This window comes from Pseudomonas sp. MWU13-2517 (assembly GCF_023242545.1).
In the GTDB taxonomy this organism is placed as follows: Bacteria; Pseudomonadota; Gammaproteobacteria; order Pseudomonadales; family Pseudomonadaceae; genus Aquipseudomonas.
The window spans coordinates 1-22,642 of the sequence record NZ_JALMFA010000013.1 but is presented as its reverse complement, the minus strand read 5'-3'; the positions used below and the strand labels follow the sequence as shown (position 1 = coordinate 22,642).

The 22,642-nt window shown below is 61.7% G+C and carries 16 protein-coding genes; 3 read left to right on the top strand and 13 right to left on the bottom strand.

Annotated elements, in window-relative coordinates; translation table 11 throughout:
- Positions 1-127: 127 nt before the first annotated feature.
- Positions 128-2,284, top strand: a complete 2,157-nt coding sequence (locus M5B97_RS19185) for an outer membrane assembly lipoprotein YfiO (protein ID WP_248732341.1) — start codon at positions 128-130, stop codon at positions 2,282-2,284.
- Positions 2,281-2,985 (top strand): DUF3142 domain-containing protein, encoded by a 705-nt coding sequence (locus M5B97_RS19180; RefSeq protein ID WP_248732340.1) that lies wholly within the window; start codon positions 2,281-2,283, stop codon positions 2,983-2,985. Before M5B97_RS19185 ends, M5B97_RS19180 begins: the two co-directional genes overlap by 4 nt.
- Before the next feature lie 62 nt (positions 2,986-3,047).
- Here the strand turns inward: M5B97_RS19180 and M5B97_RS19175 are convergent, their stop codons facing one another.
- From M5B97_RS19175 to M5B97_RS19115, 13 genes are all read right to left on the bottom strand, one after another.
- Positions 3,048-5,501 carry a TonB-dependent siderophore receptor gene (locus M5B97_RS19175; protein WP_248732339.1) on the bottom strand — a complete coding sequence of 818 codons (2,454 nt, stop codon included), beginning with the start codon at positions 5,499-5,501 and terminating at the stop codon, positions 3,048-3,050.
- A 92-nt stretch (positions 5,502-5,593) separates the two neighbouring features.
- Positions 5,594-6,544 carry a FecR domain-containing protein gene (locus M5B97_RS19170; RefSeq protein WP_134660283.1) on the bottom strand — a complete coding sequence of 317 codons (951 nt, stop codon included), beginning with the start codon at positions 6,542-6,544 and terminating at the stop codon, positions 5,594-5,596.
- A complete protein-coding gene (locus M5B97_RS19165) occupies positions 6,541-7,050 on the bottom strand; it encodes a sigma-70 family RNA polymerase sigma factor (protein WP_134660282.1) in 510 nt (169 codons plus the stop codon). Before M5B97_RS19165 ends, M5B97_RS19170 begins: the two co-directional genes overlap by 4 nt.
- Positions 7,051-7,123: 73 nt before the next feature.
- On the bottom strand, positions 7,124-8,569 hold the full coding sequence (locus M5B97_RS19160) for an efflux transporter outer membrane subunit (protein ID WP_134660281.1): 1,446 nt from the start codon (positions 8,567-8,569) through the stop codon (positions 7,124-7,126).
- Entirely contained in the window at positions 8,566-9,624 is a 1,059-nt protein-coding gene (locus M5B97_RS19155; RefSeq protein WP_248732338.1) for an HlyD family secretion protein, read from the bottom strand. Before M5B97_RS19155 ends, M5B97_RS19160 begins: the two co-directional genes overlap by 4 nt.
- Positions 9,625-9,638: 14 nt before the next feature.
- The gene (locus M5B97_RS19150; protein WP_248732337.1) at positions 9,639-11,174 is read right to left on the bottom strand and encodes an MFS transporter; all 1,536 of its coding nucleotides are present in this window, start codon (positions 11,172-11,174) and stop codon (positions 9,639-9,641) included.
- A gap of 199 nt (positions 11,175-11,373) precedes the next feature.
- Positions 11,374-12,294 carry a LysR family transcriptional regulator gene (locus M5B97_RS19145; RefSeq protein WP_123717504.1) on the bottom strand — a complete coding sequence of 307 codons (921 nt, stop codon included), beginning with the start codon at positions 12,292-12,294 and terminating at the stop codon, positions 11,374-11,376.
- Positions 12,295-12,345: 51 nt separating this feature from the next.
- A complete protein-coding gene (locus tag M5B97_RS19140; protein WP_248732336.1) occupies positions 12,346-13,197 on the bottom strand; it encodes an ABC transporter permease in 852 nt (283 codons plus the stop codon).
- Positions 13,198-13,209: 12 nt separating this feature from the next.
- The gene (locus M5B97_RS19135) at positions 13,210-14,061 is read right to left on the bottom strand and encodes an ABC transporter ATP-binding protein (RefSeq protein ID WP_248732335.1); all 852 of its coding nucleotides are present in this window, start codon (positions 14,059-14,061) and stop codon (positions 13,210-13,212) included.
- Between the two features lie 26 nt (positions 14,062-14,087).
- Positions 14,088-14,981, bottom strand: a complete 894-nt coding sequence (locus M5B97_RS19130; RefSeq protein WP_248732334.1) for a TauD/TfdA family dioxygenase — start codon at positions 14,979-14,981, stop codon at positions 14,088-14,090.
- 213 nt (positions 14,982-15,194) lie between these two features.
- Positions 15,195-16,559, bottom strand: coding sequence for an HlyD family type I secretion periplasmic adaptor subunit (locus tag M5B97_RS19125; RefSeq protein ID WP_123717507.1), 1,365 nt, complete (start codon positions 16,557-16,559; stop codon positions 15,195-15,197).
- Positions 16,549-18,705: a type I secretion system permease/ATPase gene (locus tag M5B97_RS19120; protein ID WP_248732333.1), complete on the bottom strand. Its 2,157-nt coding sequence runs from the start codon at positions 18,703-18,705 to the stop codon at positions 16,549-16,551. The genes M5B97_RS19125 and M5B97_RS19120 overlap by 11 nt, the downstream gene beginning before the upstream one ends.
- Before the next feature lie 41 nt (positions 18,706-18,746).
- Positions 18,747-20,105, bottom strand: a complete 1,359-nt coding sequence (locus tag M5B97_RS19115) for a TolC family outer membrane protein (RefSeq protein WP_123717508.1) — start codon at positions 20,103-20,105, stop codon at positions 18,747-18,749.
- Between the two features lie 335 nt (positions 20,106-20,440).
- Here M5B97_RS19115 and M5B97_RS19110 point away from each other — a divergent pair.
- Positions 20,441-22,642, top strand: a 2,202-nt coding sequence (locus tag M5B97_RS19110; protein ID WP_248732332.1) for a retention module-containing protein, incomplete at its 3' end; no start/stop codon positions are given.

Sequence of the window (22,642 nt, the reverse complement as noted above, 5' to 3'; positions counted from 1 at the left end):
GCAGAGAATTCAAAATGCCACTACCCAAAACGGACAAATCTGAATTTATTGTAGGGCGCTGCCGACGTCTTCGCAGACGTACGTTATGATTGCGACCTTCCAAGGATCCAGGATCAAAGGACACGTCATGCGTATCGGCTTTCTGCAACCTCTGGGACTGGCGCTGCTCGCCGGCCTTTCCTTTCAAGCCCAGGCCAGCAGTGATGACTTTTGCTACCCCGACTGGCGGGTATCACGCGACAGCCTTGAAAGTTGTAGCAACCTGCCCTTCCTGAGCCCGGGCAATGACAGCCGGGTGAACCTGCGCTTGTTGCTGGCAGACAAACAGGTAGCGCCCCTGACACCGAACGCACTGAATGAAACCGACCTGGAACAAGGCTTCGGCCCGGTGCCGTTCCCGGTGTATCGCCTGACCTCAAATGACACCCCGCCCGCAGAAGTAGACGACTCATCGGCGCCCGGCCTTGACGAACTGCTCGCCCCCTTGGGCATCCCGCGCGGCGATACCAAGACCGCCGGCCAAGCCTTCCTCAGCGGTGAAGGCAGCCGCTGCCGCAGCAATGATGACGACAGCGCCGCTGCGTTTATCGCCCAGGTCGTCAAGGCCGACATACCGGCGGCTGAGCGCGAATTGCTGGTAAAAGCCCGCTTGCAGTTGCTCACAACGTGCGACTGGAATGGCCAAGTCGTGGACGCGCAACAGATTCAGTCGCCCGAAGGCCAACTGCTGCGCACCTATCTGCAAGCCGCCGCCGACTTCTACAGCGGGCGCTTCAGTGACGCCGAACGCGGCTTTGCCGCTGCAAGCAGCAGCGCCCAGCCCTGGCTCAAAGAAACCGCGCTGTACATGACTGCACGTACTTCGCTGAACCAGGCGCAGGCCGAGGCGTTTGACGAGTACGGCATGCCGAAACTCGAGCGTGTGGATAAGTCAGCCTTGAGAAACGCCGAAGAAGGCTTCCTCGGTTACCTGAAAACTTATCCACAGGGCGCGTACGCAGCATCTGCCCATGGCCTGCTGCGTCGGGTTTACTGGCTGGCGGACGACGTCGACAAACTGGCCCAGGCCTACGCCTGGCAACTGACCCAGGCGACGGATGCACAGCGCAATGCGTCGGTAGAAGAGCTGGTGGAAGAAGCTGACCTCAAACTGTTGATGATCAATCGCAGCACCGTGCAAAACCCGATGATCCAGTTGGTCACCGACCTGATGTCGATGCGTGCCTATACCCCGCCGGAACTCACTCGCGAAGACCTCGACGAGCAAAAAAGCGTATTTGCCAACGAACCGGCACTGTTCGACTACGCAAAGGCCGCTTATGCGCTGTACGTCGAACATCAGCCGGACAGCGCCTTGAAGCTGTTGCCCGAGCAGGTGCCCTCGAACCTGGATTATTTCGCCTTCAGCCAACAGACCCTGCGCGCATTGGCCCTGGAAGAGAAAAAGGACTGGCAAGCCGCCGAAGCGTTGTGGCTGAAACTGCTGCCGCTGGCCAAGCTGCCACTGCAACGCGACCAGTTGGAATTGGCCCTGGCCATGAACTATGAACGCAGCGGCCAGCTGGCCAAGGTGTTTGCCGCCGACTCACCGATCAGCGCCCAGCAAGTGCGCTATATCCTGCTGCGCAACGTAGCCGGACCGGACTTGCTGCGCCAGCAACTTGCCAAGGCCAACGACCCCGTGGAGCGCAACACCGCGCAATTCGTGCTGCTCTACAAAGACCTGCTGCACAGCCAGTTCGCCAACTTCGCCGACGATCTCAAACAACTGCCGGCCCAGGCGCCCGAAGATAAGTTGGGCACCAGCCTGGGCTATGTCTATAGCTCCAGCCAGAGCCTGAAACTGTTCCAGTGGAATGGTGAAAAGGCCGAATCCGGCTATGCGTGCCCAAGCATCGCGCAAACCGCCGCGACCTTGCAAAACGACGCGAAAAACCCGCAGGGCCTGAACTGCTTCGGTGAATTCATCCTGCGTAACGGCCTGGACGGCATGCCGCTGGAACAAGCGCGTGCCGCCGGTAGCCTGGGCAGCACGGCGTCGGACTTCAAAGGTGAAACCTTCTCGCGGCTCGAGGGCTACAAACGCGTTATCGCCAACGCCAAGGCACCGAAGAACGACAAGGCCTATGCCCTGTTCCGTGCCATCAACTGCTACGCACCCTCGGGCTATAACAGTTGCGGCGGCGATGACGTTGAACCGGCCGTGCGCAAGGCGTGGTTCCGCCAGCTGAAAACCACTTTCGCCGACACCCAATGGGGCACGTCGTTGCAGTACTACTGGTGAAGCACCTGTGGCTCGGTTTGCTATTGTTGGCAAGCCCAGCCTTCGGCGCCGTCGATGCCCGGGACTATGACGCCTTCTGGCTGTGGAGCGGCGTCACTCCGCAGCCGGTGCTCAAGCAGGCTAAAACCCTGTATATCCTCCAGGGCCAGATCAACTCGACCCGCCGCGCACCCCAGCGCGGCGTGCAACTGATCGCCCAGGGCATCAGCGTACCGCGCCTGACCCAGGGCGAGGTCTGGGTGGTCTACCGCGCCCACACCCTGCACTGGCCGGAGCGAATCTACGCCCAAGTGTTCGGCCAGGTGCAACGCTGGCGCGACGCGGGCAACCCGGTGGTGGGCATCCAGATCGACTTCGATGCGCGCACCCAATACCTGCACGAATACACCGCCTTCCTGCGTGACCTGCGCCAACGCCTGCCCGCCGACCTGCGCCTGAGCATTACCGGCCTGATGGACTGGAGCAGCAACGCCGACCCGGCCGCTATCGCCCAGCTCAAGGGCGTGGTAGATGAGGTGGTGGTGCAGACCTATCAAGGACGCCTCAGCATCCCGGATTACGCCGCGTATCTGCCACGGATGAACCGGCTGGGGCTGCCGTTCAAGGTAGGGCTGATCCAGGGAGGGGCTTGGGAAGCGCCGGGGTATCTGCAGGGGAGTGAGTGGTTTCGGGGGTATGTGGTTTTTTTGCAGAATCCCTGAGAGGCCGGGCCGATCTTTAGTGAGCGGCTCAAACCCGCTCACCACAACAGCCCGCTTTGCGCTTACCAGTCATACGTCAGGCTCGATACCGCCGTGCGCCCTGCCCCGTAGTAGCAGTCCAGGTTACTGGTGCACTGCGATACGTAGGTTTTGTTGGTGAGGTTCTGCACGTTCATCGCCAGCTTCACACCCTTGAGTTTCAGCGGCGACTTGCCCAGGTCGTAGCTCAGGCTGGCGTCGTAGACGCTGTACGAAGGTACGCTGAAGGCGCCCTCGTAGTAGTCGCCCAGACTCTGGCGCGCATAGCGTACACCCAGGCCGGCGCCCAGGCCGACCAGCGGCGTATCGCCCAGCACGGTGTAGTTGACCCACATCGACGCCGTCAGCGGCGAGATGCCAGCGGGGTGGCGGCCTTGGCGACCGTCGTTGTCCTTGGTGTATTTGATGTCGTTACGTGCAGCCGAGGCGACAACGTCCCAAGCGTCGCTGAGCGCGGCCTTGGCTTCCAGCTCTACACCTCGCGAACGCATGGCGCCGCTTTGGGTGCTGAAGGTGGTGTCCGCCGGGTTGGTGGTCAGCACGTTTTCCTGATCCAACTGGTAGACCGAGACCTGCACAAAACTCTTCTGCCCCGGCGGCTGGTACTTCACACCGACTTCGTACTGCTTGCCGGTCGACGGCTCAAAAGGTTTGCTGTTGGCGTCGGTGCCAGCCAGCGGCAGGAAGGATTCGGAATAACTGACAAACGGCGCCACACCGCTATCGAACAGGTACACCAACCCCGCACGGCCGGTGAACGCCTGGTCCTTGCTGGCAAAGCGGGTATCGGCCAGCGGCTCCTTGTTCACCACATTGGCCCAGTCGTAACGCCCACCCAGTACCAATGCCCATTTATCCAGTTTGATCTGGTCCTGCAGGTATAACCCGGTCTGGGTGATGGAGCGGTCCCAACGGTAAGGTTGACCAAAATTCAGGCGCTGGCCGTAGACCGGTTTGAACAGGTCGATGATCGGCGGGTTACGGTCGTACAAGCCGTGGAACTGTGAGTTGGAATGGTAGTAATCCAGGCCGACGATCAAGGTGTGGGCCAACACGCCGGTGTCGAATTCGGCCTGAGCGATGCTGTCCACGCCGAACACTTTGTTGTCTTGCGCCCAGTCCACGCCAAAGCGTTGCAGGTAGCGTTGGTCCTTCACGCCGGTCGCCGGGTTGGCGACGAAAGCGTAGCCGTGCAGAGGCGCGGTGTAGCGGTCATCCACCTCGGCGTAGCGTGCGTTTTGCTTGAGGGTCCAGGTGTCGTTCAGGCGATGGGAGACCTCGTAGCCCAGCACATATTGCTCGCGGTTGTACTGGTTCACGCCGGGTTCGCCGAGGAACAGGTCGCGCTTGATCTTGCCGTTGGGGTTGGCCCACAACGTGCCGGACGCCGGCAAGCCTTGGGCTTCGGGTACGCCTTTGTCTTTCTGGTATTGGGCAAACATGGTCACGTGGGTGTCGTCGTCGGGGCGCCAGGTGAGGCTGGGGGCGATGAACTGACGTTTGTTCTGGACGTAGTTGATTTCGTCCTGCCCGTCATTGGCCAGGCCGGTCAGGCGATAGAGAAATTGCCCTTGCTCATCCAGCGGTCCACCCAGGTCGATGGCCGCGCTTTTATGTTCGTAAGTACCGGCCTCCAGCACCACCTGATGAATCGGCGTTTCGCTGGGGCGCTTGCTGACCATGTTGACGATACCGCCGGGCTGATTCTGCCCATACAGCACCGAGGCCGGGCCCTTGAGCACTTCGATGCGCTCCAGCCCATAAGGCTCGATCTGCAACGCACCGCCGGTGCTGCCGCCACCGTAGGGCAGGTGCAAACCATCGAGGTACAGCGGCGTGGGCGAGAACCCGCGAGAGGTCGGTTCATCGAACAACTTGACCCGGTCAGAGAAACCGCCCGCCGTCATGCCCGGCGTGTAGAGCAACGCCTGGGTAACGCTCTGGACTCCGCGCGCCTTGATTTCGGCGGCGCTGATCACGTTGATGGTCTGGGGGATCTCCACCAGTGCCGAATCGGTCTTGCTGCCGGACGCACTGCGCGTGGCGACGATACCCTCCACAGGCCCCCAGGCACTTTCCCGGGCCTGCTCGGCGCTGATTTGCGTCGCGCCCAACTGCAACGGGCCGCCCTCGGGCATTGCCTGCAACGACCAACCACCCTGGGCTTGCACTGCCGTCAAACCGCTGCTCGCCAGCAGCCGCTCCAGGCCGGTCGCCACTCCGTAACGGCCCTGCAGGCCAGCACTGCGCTTACCCTGAGTGAGCGAGGCATCGACCGACAGCAAAATTCCGGAAGCGCTGGCAAAGCGGTTCAATGCCTGATCGAGACTGCCCGCAGGAATGCTGTAGGCGTGCAGGGCCTCGCTGCTCTCTTGGGCCTGAGCCAGCGCCGGCACCGTCGGTACCGTGGCCAACAGGCTGACGAACAGGCCCCGGCGTAGAGCGCGGGCCAAGGGTTGGATTGGGTGGTGCGACATCGCTGGGCTCCCCGTGAGAACGCTTCTTGATTGGCTTTCAAGAGCTAACCCGAGCGAAGTGCGCAAACCGACAAGCACCGGCAAAAATATTTTCAGACCCTGGCCTTGATCGTCACCCAGAAGCGCGTCACCGTCTGGACCTGCACCGGCAGCGTACGCTCCAGTGCCGCGAGGATCGCGTTGGTGTTGCGCAGTGGAAACACACCGGTCAGCAGCAAATCGGCCACTGCCGGGTCGCACCGCAGCACGCCTGGTCGATAGCGGCTCAACTGCGCGACAAACTCACCCAGCGGCTGGCGCTCGGCGACCAGGCGGTGCTCGGTCCAACTGCTGGCATTGGCGTTTACCGCAGGCAATGCCGAGCTTTCGCGTGCGTTGAACCATAAACTCTCGCCGGCACTCATCTGCACCGCCGCCCCCTGCAGCGGGCTGACGCGCACGCGGCCTTCGAAGAGGTCGACGCGGCTGCCATCGGGCAGTTCGCGCACCGCAAAGCGGGTACCCAGCGCCTGCACGTCACCGGCCGGGGTCTCGACGATCAACGGGCGCAAGGGGTCATGGCCGCTGGTCAGCAGGATCTCGCCACGGATCAGGCGAATGCGCCGCTCACTGCCGTTGAAATGCAGGTCAAACGCACTGTCACTGTTGAGGTCCACCCGCGTGCCGTCGCTGAGGATCACGCGGCGAATCTCGCCCGTGGTGGTGCGGTGCGCGGCGAAGGCCACTTGCCAAGGTTCGCTACGCTGCACCAGATAACCGCTGCCACCGGCGACCAATAGCAAGCCGAGCAACTTGAGGGCCGCACGGCGTTGGGTATCCGGCGTGTCGCGCAGCACCGCGCGAGCGCTCTCGGCAGGCACGCCGCCGAGGGTCTGTTGCAGTTGCTGCAAGCGTTGCCAGGCGCGGCGGTGTTCCGGGTCGGCGGCCTGCCATCGGGCAAATGCCTGGTGTTGCTCACCGTGCAGGTCGCCGCCCCACTGCAGCATCAGCCACTCGCTGGCCTGCTCGACAACTTCCTCGGCAATCGGGGCGTCCTGCTTCATTCGGCGTAGGCCACCTGGTAACAAGCGACGATGGCGCGGGTCATGTACTTCTGCACCGAACTGACCGTGACCTCCAGGCGCTCAGCGATCTGCGCGTAGCTCAAGCCTTCGAATTGCGACAACAGAAACGCCCGGCGTACGTTGTCGGGCATGCGGTCGAGCATGGCGTCGATGTGCAACAGGGTTTCCAGGATCAGCGCGCGGGTTTCCGGTGACGGCGATTCAGGTTCAGGCAGATGCGCGATGCTCTCCAGATAGGCGCGCTCGATACGCAGGCGGCGCCATTGGTCGATCACCAGGTTGCGTGCGATCTGCGCTAAATAACTTCGACTTTCCTTGTCTCCAGGAAAGCGCCCGGACACCAACAGACGCAAAAAGGTGTCCTGGGCCACGTCGGCAGCCTGCTCGCGGTCGCCCAGGCGCTTGCGCAGCCAGCCTTGCAGCCAGCCGTGATGGTCGCGGTACAGGAGGTGAAGCTGTTGCTGGCCGTCAGTCGCGGTGTCCATGAAAAGCTCAGATACACTATTGAGAGCAATTATCATTACACCTTATTTCGCGACTGACAAAACTCTTTGTGGTTCAGCGCCCGGCGGTTTGCAACGGGTACACCGATTCCCAGCCACCGCCCAAGGCTTTGTACAAGCCCACCATGGCTAACGACACGCCCGTGGAACTTTCAACCCACTGTTCCTGCGTCGCCAGCAGCGCGCTTTGCACGGTGAGCACATTGACGAAATCCACCACGCCTTCCACATACTGATGTTGCGCGGTGGCCAGGGCGATCTGGTTCTGGCGCACCGCTTCGGCGAGGCTGTCGCGACGCAATTGGCTGGCGTTGTAGCGGGTCAACTGATCGTCGATTTCATGCCAGGCGCGCAGCACGGTTTGCTGGTAAGCCAGCGCCGCTTCCTGCTGCTGGGCCTCGCGCAAATTCAACATGCCTTGCAGGCGCCCACCATTGAACAGCGGCAGGCTCAATTGCGGGCCGATGGAAAACGCGCGGGAGCCCCAGGAACCGAAATCCGACAGTTGCATGGCCTGGGAACCGACGCTGCCGGACAGGGTGATACGCGGGTAGAAGTCGCCCTTGGCCACGCCAATGCTGGCGGTAGCCGCGTGCAGACGTGCCTCGGCCCGACGGATATCGGGGCGGCGCTCGGCCAGTTGCGACGGCAGGCCAATCGCAACCTGGCGCTGGGTTTGCGGCACGGCGGCGTCCTTGGACAATTGCGCGTGCAACGCCTGGGGCGGCTCACCCACCAGCAGGCTCAGGGCGTTGATCAATTGGTCCTGACGCTGCTGCAAGTCCGGCAGGCGCGCCTCGATGGTCGCCACCTGGGCCGCGGCTTCGGCCACGTCCAGGTCCGTGGCCACGCCATCGGCCAGGCGCAGTTGCGAGAGCTTGAGGCTGTGACGGGCGACTTCGAGGTTTTGCTCGGTAACGGCGCGGGTGTTCTGCACGCCGCGCAGTTGAATGTAGTCCTGAGCCGTCTCGGCGAGCACCGACAACAACACGGCGCGGCGGTCGTCTTCGGCGACTTGCAACGTGGCGTCGGCGGCTTCGGTTTCACGCCTGACCCGGCCCCAGAAGTCCAGCTCCCACGCGGCAGAGAAGCCCACGTCCCATTGGCTGTAAGCCGAGCGGCCATTCTCGCCGGAGGGGTCGTTCAACCCTTTGCCGCTGTTGCGTTTGCGCTGGTAGCCACCCGTTGCATCAAGGTTCGGATAACGCTCGGCAGTACTCACCTGGCGCACGGCGCGGCTTTGTTGCAAGCGGCTGCTGGCGAGTTTCAGGTCGAGGTTGTCGGTCAGAGCGCGGCGCGTAAGCGCCGACAGTTGCGCGTCGTGGAACACGTCCCACCAGCGCTCCTGCAAGGGCTCGCTGACGGCGCGGCTGGCAGCCTGGCGCCCTTGGGGTTCGTTCCATTGAGCGACTTGCGAGCCCTGAGGCCGCTGAAAGTCCGGGCCTACGGTACAGGCGCTCAAGCTGATCAGGCTCAAGGTGAGCCAGGCAATTTTTCTCATTGCTGGGCCACCTCACGCGGCGGCGCAATAGCCTGGGTGTCGACGCTGGCCTCTACCGACATGCCGACGCGCAGGCGCTCGGTCAGCGGCTGGTTGGGTTCGAGGACGATCTTCACCGGGATCCGCTGCACCACCTTGGTGAAGTTGCCGGTGGCGTTATCCGGCTTGACCGAAGCAAATGTCACTCCGGTGGCCGGCGCCAGGCTTTCCAGATGACCATTGAGCAATTCGCCATCGAGACTGTCCACACGCACTTGCACGGCTTGGCCGGCATGCATGTGGGACAGCTGGGTTTCCTGGAAATTGGCCACCACATAGGCGTCGGCCAGCGGCACCACCGCGAGGATCTTACTGCCCGGCGTCACGTAAGCGCCGACGCGCACCGCACGCTCGCCGACCATGCCATCTACCGGCGCGACGATGCGCGTGTAGGACAGCTGATAACTGGCCATTTCCAGTGCGGCCTGGGCGCGCTTAAGTCCACCTTCGGCGGCGTCGCGCTGGGCGGTGAGGATCTCCACCTGCTTGCGTTCGGCCGCCAGCACGGCGGTGGCATTAGCCAGGCGCGCAGTGGCCTGGTCAATGCGGGTCTTGGCTTGCTGGGCGTTCTGCACCGTGCCTGCGCCAACACCGGCGAGGTGGTTGTAGCGGTTCAGTTCGTGCTCGGCGAAGGCCATTTCGGCGCGATCCGCCGCTACGGTAGCCTGGGCCTGGGCGATCACCGAGCTTTGGCGCTCCAGGGTTGCATTGGCATTTTTCAATTGAGCCCGGGCGACCAAGGTGTCGGCGTCGGCAGCCTGGGCGGCGGCGCGAAAATCACGGTCGTCGATCAATGCCAATAATTGGCCGGCCTTGACGCGCTGGTTGTCCTCCACCAGCACTTCCTTGATAAAACCGGCAACACGCGGCGCGACCAACGTGAAGTCGGCCGCGATGAAGGCGTCGTTGGTGGTCTGGCGCTTGCTGCCCAACATACCCGGCGCGACCAGGTACACCAGCACGCCAACGGCGAACACGGCAATAACGGAGACGGCAATTTTGTCTTTGCGTTTCATGAAAAGTCCTTGGGCTATGTCGGTGCGCGAGGCGGAAAGATCCGCGTGGGCATCCAGAAAATCAGCAGGATCAACGCCACCGCGATACCTGCCATGACGCAGTAGAGATCCGCAGAAGTGAGTACCACCGCCTGCTCGTGCAGGCGGCGGGCCAGACCAGGCGCGTCAGCGTCGACCAGGGGTGAATTGCCCAGGCGGTCCACCAGCATCGTCGAGTGAAAGTGCAGGCGCTGGGTGGTCAGGGTATCCAGCACGGCGGTGGCAACCACCGCGGCGAGGCCCTTGACGGTGTTGAACCAGGCCGAGGCGAACGGCCCGTCCGTCGGCTGGATACTGCCGGTGGAGAGCATCAGCAGCGGCAATACGGCCATCGGCTGAGCAAAGATTTGCAGCAGGTACCAACCAAAGAAATCGTCGCGAATCCACGCTGAAGTCAGGTGCGAGCTGCCGATGCAACACAGCACCAACATGCTCAAACCAACGCCCAACACCCAACGGCAGTCGACCCAGCGCAAGTTGCACAGCGCCGCCACCAACGGCAGTGCGATCAGTTGCGGCAGCGCCATCAGCAGCATCACCGGTGCGGTCTGCAGCGGACGATAACCCTGGACCTGAGCCAGGAAACTCGAGGGGATGATGATCACCGAGGTCAGCACCATCAGCACGCCGGCCAGCACGATGAGGGCAAACGCCAGGTTGCGCAGGCCAAGCATCTGCAACTTGAAGAATGGCAGCGGGTGCGACCATTCGTTGAGCATGAACAGCACCAGTAACAGGCTGCCGCCACTCAGCAGGAACGTAATCAGGCCGGACTCGAACCAGTCCAGGCGATTGCCCTGCAACAGGCCGATCACCAGCATGCAGATCGCCGGGAACCCAAGCAGCAAACCGCGCCAGTTGAACTGCTTGAAACGCTCCAGGCGCAGCGGGTCTTGCGGCAAGCCGTAGGCCACCGCCGCCATCGCCAACAGGCACGGTGCAACAATTTGCCAGAACGCCCACTGCCAGCCGACATATTCGGTCCACAACGCCGCCAGCGGCGTGCCCAGGCTCGGACCGAAAGTGGCGGTCAGCGCGTAGGCGGCCAGGCCGTACAGCTTGACGTTGGCCGGCAGGAAACGCAGCGCCACGGTCATCAACATCGGCGGCAACGCCCCACCGGCCAGGCCTTGCACAGTGCGCAGCAGCAGCAGGCTTTCGTAGTTCGGCGCGAACGGGCACAGGATGCCCAACACGGTGAACAACGCAATGGCACACAGCGTGAAACGGCGCAGGGAAAAGGTCACCGAACACCAAGGTGCAAAGGCCATCGCCGCCACGGAGGTAGCGGTGTAGGCCGCCACCAACCAGGTGCCTTCGTCAAAACCGATGTACAGCGCACCGCGGATATCAGCGAGTGCGACTTTGGTGACCATTTCGTTGAGTCCCGACACCAGCACCGCCAGCAACACGCCGACCAGGCCAATGACGATGCGCGGGCCGAACACCGGCGGGTTGAGCGCAGTAGGTTTGGCTGCAGCCTGGAGAGCCGGGGCAGCGAGGGAAGTCATGGACACTTAACTCGAAAATGAAAGTACCCGAGCAGTTTAATCAGGCATATCCATGACAAAAAGTTACTTATCGGCAAGTTATAAGTGCGCCAAACGCAATCCACTGTGGAAGCTTCCCCGACTGTGTCAGCGATGAATTTGCACCTGACCTACCGCCATCGGGAGCAAGCTCTGTCCTACATTGTGGCGCGCGTTGAAACTAGGTCGGCTGGGCTTCCAGCCAGGTGGCGTGGCAACTCTCGCGCATGATCTCGCGCAGCCACTTGTGGGCGGGGTCTTTGTCGAAGCGCGGGTGCCAGGACTGGGCCAGCACCAGTGTCGGGAGCGAAATCGGCAGCGGGAATGCACGCAACGGCAGGTTCAAGCGATTGGCACTGTAGAGCGCTTCCTTGGGTACCGGCAGGATCAGGTCGGAGTCGGGCAACATGAACATTGCACCGTGAAAGCCTGGGGCGATCATCGCCACGCGTCGCTCCAGGCCCTGGGCATTCAGCGCTGTATCGATCGGGCCACGGGAGATACCGCGCCGCGAAATACTGATGTGGGAATAACTGGCAAAGCGCGCGGCGGTGATGTCTTCGTCAAACAACGGATGGCCTTTGCGCGCCAGACCGATGAAGGTGGTCGAAAACAGGTTCTGCACTTTCACTTCAGGGCTTGCGGGCTGGGTGTTGCTTACGCGCAGATCCAACCGCCCCTCACGCAGCGCTTCGTCGTCGGTGTCGCCTTCGGGCACGAAACACAGCTCGCACAGCGGGGCCATGCGCTCCATGGTGTCGAACAGGCGACCGCCATACACACCGATAAAGAAGTCGTTGGCCCGCACACTGAAACGACGGCGCAAGGTACTCAAATCCACTTGATCCGCCGAACGAAACAGCAACGCCGCCTGCTCGACCACATTGCGCACTTGGCCTTGCAGTTGAAGGGCCTTGGGTGTGGGCACCAGGCCGCGGCCGGCGCGCACCAGAATCGGATCGCCCACCGCTTCGCGAATGCGCGTGAGGGTGCGGCTCATGGCCGCCGGGCTTAAATTCATGCGTCGCGCAGCGCCGACCACACTGCCCTCGTCGAGCAAGGCGTCGAGGGCGACCAGCAGGTTCATGTCCGGTAGTTGCATGCCAAGCACTCATGATCAGTGGGGAGTGAATGGGGTGCAATCGTAGCAGGGTTACGAGCGCTGCATGCCCCAGCGCTTCACCGTAAGCCGTTCGAAGGTGTTGAACACCAGGTTCTCCACTAACAAGCCAATCAGGATCACCACGGCCAGCCCGGCAAACACCTTGTCGGTGTACAGCTCATTGCGGTTCTGGAAGATGTACCACCCCAACCCGCCCTTGCCGCTGGTGGCGCCGAACACCAGTTCGGCGGCGATCAGGGTACGCCAGGCAAATGCCCAGCCGATCTTCAGGCCGGCCAGGATCGAGGGGAGCGCCGCCGGGATCAGGATAAACAGCACGAAGCGCATGCCCTTGAGGTCATAGTTGCGGCCGGCCATGCGCAGGGTTTCGGACACCCCGAGAAAACCGGAGTAAGTGTTCAGCGCCAAGGCCCACAACACCGAGTGCACCAGTACGAAAATCAGGCTGTTCTGCCCCAGGCCGAACCACAGCAACGCCAGCGGCAGCAGCGCAATCGCCGGCAGCGGGTTGAACATCGAGGTCAGGGTGCTCAGCAGGTCGCGGCCCAGCTGGGTCGACACCGCCAGCGTGGTCAGGGCAAACGCCAGCACGATGCCGATCAGGTACCCCTTGATCAGAACCGCCAGCGAGATGCTGACCTTACTGAGCAGTTCGCCGCTGAGCAGGCCGTCGAACAGCGCCTGAGCGGTTTGCAGAACGCTCGGCAGCAGCAAGTCATTGTTCTGATAGCGCGCAACGGCTTCCCAGAGAATGGCGAGCACGATCAGGATCAAGCCCTTGCGCAGCCAACCTTGTTGCCAAAGGCGGTGGCGCAAGGGCAGCTCGCGTTCCACGGGGACGCTGAGCAGCGGTTCGAGGTTGACTTCAAATTCCTGGCGCATGAACGACCCCTTTCAATAAGCGATGCGGATATCGGCGAAACCCAACTCACGTTCGGCCTCAGGCGCTTCGTCGAACAGCAGGCGATGAATGCGCCGCGCCGAGGCCTGGAACTCTGCACCGCCAAGGCTGTGCAGGTCGTATTGATGGCTGTGGATTTCAGCGCGTACTCGCCCGGGATGGGGCGACAGCAACAGGATGCGATTACCCACCACCAACGCTTCTTCGATGGAATGGGTGACGAACAGCAGGGTGAAGCGCACCTCTTCCCAGAGCCGCAACAGCTCTTCCTGCATCTTGCGTCGGGTCAGGGCGTCGAGGGCGGCGAAGGGTTCGTCCATCAGCAGGATCTTCGGCTGCATGGCCAAGGCGCGAGCGATGGCCACACGGGCTTTCATGCCACCGGACAAGGTGTGCGGATAAGCATCGGCGAAGGCACTGAGGCCGACTTTGTCGAGGTAATGCAGGGCCCGTGCTTCGGCTTCGCGGCGCTTCAGGGTTTTCGACGCCAGCAGCGGGAACATCACGTTCTGCTTGACGGTTTTCCAGGGCGGCAACTGGTCGAACTCCTGGAACACCACGATACGGTCCGGGCCTGGTTGCTCGACTCTCTGCCCCAACAGGCGGATCTCACCTTCACAGGGTTTGATAAACCCGGCGATGGACTTGAGCAACGTCGATTTGCCGCAACCCGATGGGCCGAGCAGCACGTAGCGGTCGGCCGGGTCAATCTCGAAACTGACTTGGTGGGTGGCCCGCACCACACGTTCAGGCGTGCGGTATTCGAGGCTGACGTTGTCCACCGCCAACAACGGTTGGGCCGTACTCGGGGTGCTGGCCGCGTGGCCTTGCAGGGGCGCGTTCATTTCGTCTCTCTTGCCGGGTATGGGTTTCAGAACGGCGCATCGCCCTGGATGGTGGTGCGAAACAGCTTGCGTCGCAGGTGGCTTGGGCACCCGGCGGCCAGGTGGATCAGCGAGCGGTTGTCCCAGAACACCATGTCGTGAGGCTGCCACTGGTGGCGGTAGATGTTCTGCGGCAGCACGCTGTGGGCGTACAACTGGGCCAGCAGATCGCGACTTTCGTCTTCCGGCAAGCCGATAATGCGCGTGGTGAAGCCTTCGCTGACAAACAGCGCCTTGCGCCCGTTTTCCGGATGAGTGCGCACAATGGGGTGCACCACTTCGGCGACCTGAGCGAGCTGCTCAGGGGTCAGGGTCGGGCGCCAGTTGCCTTCGAATTTGGTTTCGCTGTAACGCGCCGTGTATGAGTGAGCGGCACTTCGGCCTTCCACGGCTTTGCGCAGGTGTTCAGGCAGTTGGTCCCAGGCTTTGTGCATGTCGGCAAAGAGCGTGTCGCCGCCTTCGGAGGGCAACTCCTGGGCGTGCAGCATAGAGCCCAGGCTGGGCAGTTCTTTGTACGACAGGTCCGAGTGCCAGAACTTACCCGCATCGCCCAGGCCGATGGATTGGCCGTTTTCGATGATGTTGGAGACGATCAGGATTTCCGGGTGGTTGGCCAACAGGAATTGCTTGAGCACGTGGATCTGCAACACACCGAAGCGGCGGCTGAAGGCGATCTGCTGCTCGGGGGTGATGCGTTGGTCACGGAACACCACAACGTGATGGTCCAGGTGCGCACGGTGGATGCGGGCGAAGTCGTGGTCGTTGACCGGGCGCGACAAGTCCAGGCCGATGATCTCGGCACCGACGCTGCCGGGGAGTGGGCGAACTTCGAAAACCTGGGTGGATGAGGTCGCTGTTGGAACAGTAGAGGTGGCAGACATTTGGGCACTCCCGGTCGGACAGGAGAGTGACTTTATAGCTATAAGAACCGGCTATTAAATACCGTTAATGAATATACATATGCTTTGAAAGTGGAATCCGTGGGGAGGCTGATGACCCCATCGGGAGCAAGCCCTCTCCTACATTTTGATCTGCGAATACATTCAAAATGCGGGAGGAGACTTGCCCCGATAGGCCGGGACAGGCGCTGAAGATTACCGCTCGTGCAACGCCTCGGCGCGTGCCTTGATGATCGGCTTGAGCAGGTAGCTCAGGATGCTCTTCTTGCCGGTGATGATATCCACCGAGGCGACCATGCCGGGGATGATCAGCAACGGCTTCTCGTCTGTGCCCAGGTGGCTGCGATCGGTGCGCAGGGTGATCATGTAGTAGGTGGTTTTTTTGTCTTCGTCGGTGATGGTGTCGGCACCGATGCGTTCGAGCTTGGCTTTCAGGCCGCCGTAGATGGTGTAGTCATAGGCGGTGAATTTGACGATCGCTTCCTGACCTGGGTGGAGGAAGGCAATGTCTTGCGGGCGGATCTTGGCTTCCACCAGCAGGGTGTCGTTCAGCGGCACTATTTCTACCATGTCGCTGCCCGGCTGGATCACACCGCCGACGGTGTTGACCAGCAATTGCTTGACGATCCCGCGCACTGGCGAGGTAACCAGTGTACGGCTGACCCGGTCTTCCAGGGCGCGGCCAGTGGACTCGGCCTTGTTCAGTTCAGTGCGGGCTTCGTTGAGCTGGGTCAGCGCTTCGCTGCGGAACTTGCCACGGGTTTCGTCGATCTTGCGTTGCACTTCCTTGATCGCCGATTCGGCACGGGGAATCGCCAGGGTGGTGGCGTCCAATTGGCCACGGGTTTCCATCTCGGCCCGCTTGAGGCGCAGCACTTCCACCGGCGACACCGCACCCTGGGCCACCAGTGGTTCGGACATGTTGATTTCCTGGCGTTGCAGGGACAACTGGCTGCGGTACTGGCTTTGTTTAGAGGTGAACTCACGCAGTTCCTGCTGACGCTGCACCAGTTGCTCCTGCAGGCCACCGACTTCGTCTTTCAACTGCTGGCGGCGACTGTCATACAACGAGCGCTCGCTGGCGGCCTGGCTTGGCGCGGCCTTTAGCACGTCGTCGGGGATGTTCAGCGGGCGGTCATCCACCTGGGCACTGAGGCGCTCGACACGCAATTGCATGGCCAGGCGCAGGGCCTCGGTTTCGCCGGCATTGGAAACGAAACGTGTGTCGTCGAGGCGAATCAACGGCGCGCCGGCTTCCACCACCTGGCCTTCCTTGACGTACAACTCGGAGACGATACCGCCTTCCAGGTTCTGGATTTTCTGCAGCTTGGACGAAGGGATCGCCTTGCCGTCGCCACGGGTGACTTCGTCGATGCTGGAGAAGCCCGCCCACGTCACCAGGAATATAAAGAACGCAATGATCGCCCAGATGGTCAGGCGGATAACCCGCGGTGCATCTTCGATCAGCGCTTTGTTGACCTCGGGCAGAGGCTGGCCCTGCAGCGAATCGGAACCTTTGAAATAGCGGCCAACCGCGCTTTTGATGGAATTAAGCAACACTGATCTGCCCCTTTTTCAACGCTTCCATGACCACGGCTTTCGGGCCGTCTGCGAGGATCTGCCCACGGTCGACCACCAGCAGGCGGTCTACCAGCGAGAGCAGTGAGGCACGGTGGGTGACCAGCACGATGGTTTTGTTTTGCACCACGGCTTGCAGGCGTTGTTTCAAGCGCTCTTCACCCGTGTTGTCCATGGCGCTGGTGGGTTCGTCCAACAGCAGGATAGGCGGGTTGAGCAGCAGCGCGCGGGCCAGGGCGACGTTCTGGCGCTGGCCGCCGGAGAGGTTCTGCCCACGCTCACCGACTTGCAGCTCATAGCCTTGCGGGTGCAGGCGGGCGAATTCGTGCACGCCGGCCAGCTCAGCGGCCTGCAGGACCATTTCGTCTTCGACATAACGCGCACCGGACACCAGGTTGTCGCGCAGCGTACCCGCGAGCAATTGGATGTCCTGGGCAACGTAGCCGATGTTGTGGCGCAGTTCACTGACATCGATCTGGCGCACATCCACGCCATCCACCAGCAAGGCGCCGGAGTCTGGCTGATAAAGGCCGACGATCAGTTTGGCAAGGGAGCTCTTGCCCGAGCCGCTGCGGCCGATGATGCCGATTTTCTCGCCGGGCTTGATCATAAGGTTGATGTTTTTCAGCGCGGCGTTCTGTTGATTGGGGTAAGTAAAGCTAAGGCCGCGGCACTCGATGGCGCCTTGCAGGGTGCGGCGGCTCATGGGGCGTTCTTCGAAATTACGCTCCTGGGGCAGCTCCATCATCTGGTCCGTCGACATCATGGTGACCTTGGCTTGCTGGTAACGGGTCAGCAGGCCCGACAGCGAAGCCAGTGGGCTCAAGGCGCGGCCACTGAGCATGTAGCAGGCGATCAGGCCACCCATGCTGAGGTTGCCGTCGATGATCTGGTACACCCCGAACACGATCATGATCACGCCGGCCAGTTGCTGGATGAGCAGGGTCATGTTCATCGACAGGCCCGACAGCAACTTCACCCGCAGCTCAAGGCGGCTCAAGGTGCCGATGGTCTGTTCCCAACCATACTGGCGCTCGCTCTCGGCGTTATTGACCTTGACCGCATCCAGGCCGGCGAGCGTTTCGATCAGGCTCGACTGGCGCTCGGCGGCCAGCGCCATGGTGCGCTCCATGGTCGCAACGAGCGGTTTCTGCAGGGCATAGCCGATGCCCAGGGCAATCGGGAACGCCAGCACCGGAATCCACACCAGGTGCCCGCCGAGGATGGCGATGACCAGGAATATCAGCAGGGTAAATGGCAGGTCGATCAGACTGGTGAGGGTCAGCGACGCAAGGAAGTCGCGCAGGCTCTGAAACTCGTGGATGTTCTGCGCGAAGCTGCCGACCCGTGCAGGGCGGTACTTCATGGACATGCCAACAATGCGCTCGAACAGCGTGGCCGAGATGATCAGGTCGGTCTTTTTACCGGCCAGGTCCAGGCACAGGCTGCGCAGGCTTTTGAGGATCAGGTCGAACAGATAGGCACCGCAGATGCCCACAGCCAGCACCCAAAGGGTGGCGGTGGCCTGGTTCGGCACCACACGGTCGTACACATTCATCACGAACAACGGCGCGGCCATCGCGATGATATTGATCAGGAAGCTGGCGGCGATGGCGTCGGTATAGAGCCAGCGCGAACGCTTGAGCGTGTCCCGGAACCACGAACGCGCGCGAGGAATCAGGGTGCCGTGGTTGACGTCGAATTTGTGCTGCGGTTGGGCGAAGAAAACTTTGCCGACATAGTCGTCAGCCAGCAACTCGCGCTTGACGATGACTTCACCGCCGTCGCTTTCGCTGAGCAGGATGCGGGCTTCGTCATCGCCCTGCCAGCCCACCAGCACGGCACTGCGCCCCTCTTTGAGCAGCAGCAACGCCGGCAGGGCAATCGTGGGGATCTGTTCCAGTTTGCGTTGCAACACCCGCCCTTGCAGCCCGGCCCGCGCAGCTGCACGGGGCAGCAGCTCGGCACTCAACCGCTGCGAAGGCAGCGGCAGGCCAGTGGTGAGCATGGCCGCGCTGGCCGGCTTCTGATGCAGGGCACAGAGTGCAAGCAGCCCGTCAAGTAACGGGTCGTCGTGCAGCGTGCGGGGATCATGGTTGAGATGAACTCGACTGACTTCGGATTCCACGCGGTGCACTCTCGACTAACAGATGGGGCTATAGGGGTGGCTCAATTCATCCCGGGCAGTTGGACTTTAGGCTTCACGTCGGTTTGCACGACGGAGGCCATCGGTGCGACCACTCCCTGGCTTTTGAGCAATTCGCCCATGGTCGCCTTGATTCGATACTGAGTAAATAACTGAATGTTCTTGATCTCTTCCAGACGACGGGAAGCGGTGAACAATTCGTTCTCACTGTCGAGCAAGTCGAGCAGGGTCCGTTGGCCAAGGCTGAACTGCTGCTGGTAGGAAGTGCGCACGCGGGTGCTGTGATCCACGTACTGCTGGGCCACCGGCAACTGCGCGCTGGCGTTGTTCAGGGCGTTCCAGGCCAGGCCCAGTTCTTCGTTGAGTTGGCGCAGGGCGTTGTTGCGGATGTCCAGGGCCTGGTTGGCCTGGTACGACTTGGACTGCAGGTCGGCTTTATTGCTGCCACCGGCAAACAGGTTGAAGCGCATACGCACCATGGCTTCCCAACCATTATTGTGGCTGGCGTCACCCGAGACATTGTTGTCGGCGTTGGTGCCAAGCTCGGCATCAAAGCGCGGGTAGAAGGTGGACTTGGCGGCTTCGTACTGCTTCTCGGCGGCGGAGATGTCCGATTCGGCCGAGCGCAGGACCGGGCTGTTGTCGAGCATCTGGCGGCGCGCTTCATTCAGGTCTGCCGGCAGCATGGCCATGAACGGCGCCGGGCGCTCCAGTTGGTCGGGCATCTGGCCGACGGCGCTGAGGTAGTTGACCTGAGCGTCGGCCAGGTTGGTCTGCTCGGTGATCAGGTTGTTGCGAGCCTGGGCCAGACGCGCTTCGGCCTGATCCTGGTCGGCACCGTTGCCGACGCCGCGCTGGGTGCGCAATTTGATCTGATCGTAGATGCGTTCGTGGTTGCGCAGGTTTTCTTCGGCCAGGCGCACGAATTCACGACGGGTCAGTACATCCAGGTACACCTGGGCGACGGTCAAGGCAGTGCGCTCGGAGGTGCCGAGCAGGGAGTAGGCACGGGAGTTGACGTTGGCTTGCTGGCGGCCGACTTCGCTGGAAGTGGCAAAGCCGTCAAAAATCATCTGTTGCAGGCGCAGGCTGGACTCACCGCGGTTGAGAGTGTCCCAGTGGTTGCCATTCGGGCCGTTGGCGGCGCGGGTAGTGGAGTTGTCGGTACCTTCGCGGCCATAGCCGGCGTTCAGGTCAACGCGTGGCAGGTAACCCCCCTGGGCGGCGCGCAGTTGGTAATCAGCGGCGATACGGCTGTTCACACCGGCCTGAATTTCAGGGTGCACATCCAATGCCTGCTGCATGGCTTGGGGTAATGTCTGGGCTTGTACGAAACCGGCGGCGAGAACGAACGGTATTGCCTTGAACAGGTGCAGACGCATTTAAAAATTCCCCAGGACTTCTTGTCTCAAATCACAGCGATTCACGTCGCTGCGTCGGATAATGGCTACCGTAATGACCGTACGTCGGAAAGTTCAAAAAGCGGAACTGCTTCACACATGTAGGACGGTTCGCCGCGTAAATATCAATGTGACATTATGGGGGCGATTGTTTAGGATGGCGCCCATAAGGTCAATAGTTTGGCATAAACTAGATAGCGAAAAAATCTAGCCAATTATTTGACGAAGTCACCCTTACAGACTACGCCCCTCCTGTTTGGCCCTCTTCCGAGCGGCCACATGGAATTCATCAGAAACGGATCGCCGGAGAAAATTTAATGAGCAGTGTTGTTGCCATTGTCAAAAGCATTGTTGGTCAAGTTTTCGTTATTTCTCCGGAAGGAACGCGCCGTGTTCTGGTAGAAGGTGATCGCCTGTTTGCGGGCGACCAAGTCGACACCGGCATGTCGGGTGCCGTCAGCCTGGAACTGGCCGATGGCCGCACGCTGGACCTGGGCCGGGATACCCAATGGAGCGCCGACCTGCCGGACTCCACCCTCGACCTGGCAGCTGCCGCTCAGAACGCGGCGCCGTCGGTTGCCGAGTTGCAACAAGCCATCGCCGCAGGCGCGGACCCGACCACCGACCTGGAAGCCACTGCCGCAGGCCCAACCGCTGCCGGTAATGGCGCGGCAGGCGGTGGTCACAGTTTTGTTGTGCTGGACGCGACCGCCGGCCGCGTTGACCCGACCATTGGCTTCCCGACCGCTGGCCTGGGCCAGGCCAATTCGACGCTGACCCAGAACGTCGGTGCTCAGCCTGGCGGCAATAGCGGTGGCCTGGCTCTGCAAACCGCCACGCTGACATTGGGCGCCACGCCGACCATCACCGAAGCCGGTGGCGTGCTGACCTACACCGCCACCGTGACCCAGGCGCCAATCGGCAACCTCACCATTACCTTGTCCAATGGCGCGGTAATCACCATCCCGTCGGGCCAACTCACCGGTACCGTCAGCGTGCCCCTGGCCGCGAATGACAGTCCGTACATCGATCCAAGCCAGATCAGCGTCAACGTCACCGGCACCACCGGCGGCAATAACCTGGTGCTGAACATCGATACCACGCCGGCGGTGACCCAAGTCACCGACACCATCGACACCACCACCGTTACATTGACGGCGGGCAACACGGTCACGGAAGGCGGCGCCATCACTTACACCGCCACACTGACCAACCCGGCGCAGACGCCAGTGACCGTCACCTTGAGCAACGGCTCGGTGATCACCATCAAGGCCGGCGAATCCACCGGTACCGTGGTCGTGGATACTCCGGCCAACGACGTCTACAACAACGGCTCCACCGTCAGCACCACGATTACCGGCGCGACTGGCGGCAACTTTGAAAACCTGGTACCGAGCACGACGCCTGCGGTCACCACGATCACTGACTCGATCGACACCACCACTGTTTCGCTGACAGCGGCCCAAACCGTGGCCGAAGGCGGTCAGATCACTTACACCGCCACGCTGACCAACCCGGCGCAGACACCGGTGAACGTCACCTTGAGCAACGGCTCGGTGATCACCATCAAGGCCGGCGAATCCACCGGCACCGTGGTCGTGGATACTCCGGCCAACGACGTCTACAACAACGGCTCCACCGTCAGTACCACGATTACCGGCGCAACCGGCGGCAATTTTGAAAACCTGGTGCCGAGCACGACGCCTGCGGTCACCACGATCACTGACTCGATCGACACCACCACTGTCTCGCTGACAGCGGCCCAAACCGTGGCCGAAGGCGGCCAGATCACTTACACCGCCACGCTGACCAACCCGGCGCAGACACCAGTGAACGTCACCTTGAGCAACGGCTCGGTGATCACCATCAAGGCCGGCGAATCCACCGGCACCGTGGTCGTGGATACCCCGGCCAACGACGTCTACAACAACGGTTCCACCGTCAGCACCACGATTACCGGCGCAACCGGCGGCAATTTTGAAAACCTGGTGCCGAGCACTACGCCTGCGGTCACCACCATTGTTGATTCAATCGACACCACCAACGTTTCGTTGACCGCCACCGGCACGGTTGTCGAAGGCGGTCAGATCACTTACACCGCCACCTTGACCAACCCGGCGCAGACACCAGTGAACGTCACCTTGAGCAATGGCTCGGTGATCACCATCAAGGCCGGCGAGTCCGTTGGCAGCGTGGTTGTCGACACCCCACCGAATGATGTCTACGTCAACGGCAGCACTGTCAGCACTACCATTACCGGCGCGACTGGCGGCAATTTCGAGAACCTGGTGCCGAATACGGCTCCGGCAGTCACCACGATTACGGACTCGGTCGACACCACGACCGTGACGCTCACCGCACCGGCGGAGGCGAACGAAGGTGGTCAGATCACCTATACCGCGACGCTTTCCAATAAAGCGGGCACCGACGTCACGCTGAAGCTGGACAATGGCTCATCCATCACCATCAAGGCTGGCGACACCGTCGGCACCGTAACCGTCCCGGCGCCAAGCGATGAT